This is a genomic window from Thermopolyspora sp. NPDC052614, assembly GCF_040678635.1.
GTDB lineage: Bacteria > Actinomycetota > Actinomycetes > Streptosporangiales > Streptosporangiaceae > Thermopolyspora.
The window spans coordinates 1-2,243 of sequence record NZ_JBFATZ010000049.1 but is presented as its reverse complement, the minus strand read 5'-3'; the positions used below and the strand labels follow the sequence as shown (position 1 = coordinate 2,243).

Here is a 2,243-nt window from a genome sequence, read left to right as displayed (position 1 = left end):
TGTCAACGGACGCGCGATAGTGACCCCGCGCGGTTCCGGGAAAATTAACCCCCCGGCATTGGTCAGTCGCGGCTGGCCCGGTTCTCCTTGGCCAGCAGTTCCCGGCGTTGGCGGGTTCGGTAGGAGTCGCCGGTGAGGGTCAGGACCTCGGCATGATGGACGAGCCGGTCGATCATCGCCGCAGCGACGACATCATCGGAAAAGGTCTCTCCCCATCGGCCAAAGGGCAGGTTCGAGGTGACCATGATCGAGCCCTGCTCGTAGCGGGACGCGACGAGCTGGAAGAACAGGTTGGCCGCGTCCTGGTCGAACGGGATGTAGCCCACCTCATCGACAATGATCAGCTTGTAGCGGCGGATCTTCTTCAGCTCGGCTTCCAGGTGTCCGGCATGGTGTGCCGCCGACAGCCGGGCGATCCAGTTGCCGGCGGTGTCGAACAGCACCGAGTAGCCCGATTGGCAGGCCTTGACCCCAAGGCCGATGGCCAGATGGGTCTTGCCGATCCCGGGCGGCCCCAGCAGGATCACGTTCTCGGCCTTGGCGATGAACGTGGCCGTGGCCAGATGGGCGAGCACGTCACGGCGCAGCGAGGGCAGATGGTCGAGGTTGAAGTCCTCCAGCGTCTTCACCTGGGGAAAGTGGGCGGTGCGGATGCGCATGACGGTGCCCTTGGACTCCCGGTCGGCGACCTGGCGCTGCAGCAGCGCGGCCAGGTACTCCTCATGCGACCAGTTCTCGTCACGGGCCTGGGCGGCCAGCTCCTGCCAGAACGCGCCGATGGTGGGCGTCTTGAGTACCCGGGTGAGGTAGGCGATCATCGACGGCAGCCCGTCCTTGGGCGTCGCGGCCGGCGTGGTCGAAGTGGCCGAAGTGGCCGTGGTGGCTGTGGCGGCTGTGGTGGCTGTGGTCACTGGCTGCTCGCTTCTGTGCTGGATGTGGATGGGTCGAAGTCGACGCCGAACAGGGCGTCGTAGTCCGGCAGAGCCCGGAGCATGACGGCGTGGCCGTCGGGGTGAAAGCGGGTGGCCGCCCGGCGGCTGTCGCGCTCGGCGGCCAGGGCCTGGCGCATCGCGGCGGCGGTGGCGGCGTGAGCGGGGTCGGTGACCACGCCGTGCCTGGCCCACGAGCGGGTGTGGCAGGCCACCAGATGGCCGTCGCAGACCACCCTCACCTGCTGCGGGGAGGCGGTGACCTCGACGAACCGGCCGATGACCCGCGGGTCGACCGAGTAGTCCACGCTGTCCACCCGGACGTAGTAGTCGCGTCCCAGCCGGACACGGTGGTGCAGGCCGGTCTGCGGGGCCACCGGCGGCAACGGCAGCATCGACCGGTAGTCCACCTCCAGCAGGTCGGCCGGGCGGCCCTGGATCGAGCGGACGGTGCGGGTGTTGGCCCGGGCCAGCCACTCGGCCAACTGCTCGTTGAAGTCCGCGGGCGAGGCGAAGGTCCGCCCCGGCAGGAACGAGGTCTCCAGGAACCCGTTGTGGCGCTCGACCATGCCCTTGAACTCCGGATCCCGGGGCGGCGCCAGCTTGATCTGCGTGGCCAGGGTTCCGGCGAACGCCGCCGCCGGCACGCTGACCCTCCCGCCGCCGCCGATCGCCGACTCCCGGTCCCACAGCAGGGTCGTGGTCACCCGGCCGATCCCGCTGATCAGCGCCCACATGCCCGACAAGATGTCCCCGGCCTGCCGGGAGGGGATCATCATCGCGGTCATGAACCGGGAGAACGCCAGCGTCATCACCAGCACCGGCAGCATCCGCCGCTGGCCCGGCCCGACCGGGATCCTCGGCTCGGGGAACCACAGGTCGCATTGGGTGAGCCGGCCGGGCTGGTAGGACACCCGGTCCACCGGGTCGATACCGGCGTACTCGGGTCGGATGCGGGCCAGCAGCTTCTTCAACGGCCCTTCGGAGTACGGCCAGCCGATCCGCTGCGCGATCACCGGCGCAGGCATCTTCGGCCATTCCCGCAGCAGCGCCCTGACCTGTGGCTCGTAGGCATCAGCGACCGACCCGCGCCGGGCCCGCTGATACTTGGGCGGCCGGTCGGAGGCCAATGCCCGCCGTACCGTGTTGCGGGCCACCCCCATCCGTCTGGCGATCTCCTTGATGGGCACGCCCTCTGCCCGATGCAGACGGCGGATCTCGGCCCAGTCCTCCACTTTCAGCACCCTCCAAGATCTCGGAGGGGGGTTAACTTTCAAAGTACCCCAGGGGGTCAGCTTTCAAGATCCGGCGACA

The 2,243-nt window shown here is 68.8% G+C and carries 2 protein-coding genes; both read right to left on the bottom strand.

The genetic code is table 11. The features are described 5' to 3' along the window. Positions 1 to 62 precede the first annotated feature (62 nt). A complete protein-coding gene (gene istB, locus AB0K60_RS37625) occupies positions 63 to 911 on the bottom strand; it encodes an IS21-like element helper ATPase IstB (RefSeq protein ID WP_364066611.1) in 849 nt (282 codons plus the stop codon). Beyond that, the gene (istA, locus tag AB0K60_RS37620; protein WP_364066608.1) at positions 908 to 2,173 is read right to left on the bottom strand and encodes an IS21 family transposase; all 1,266 of its coding nucleotides are present in this window, start codon (positions 2,171 to 2,173) and stop codon (positions 908 to 910) included. Before istA ends, istB begins: the two co-directional genes overlap by 4 nt. Positions 2,174 to 2,243: the final 70 nt, after the last annotated feature.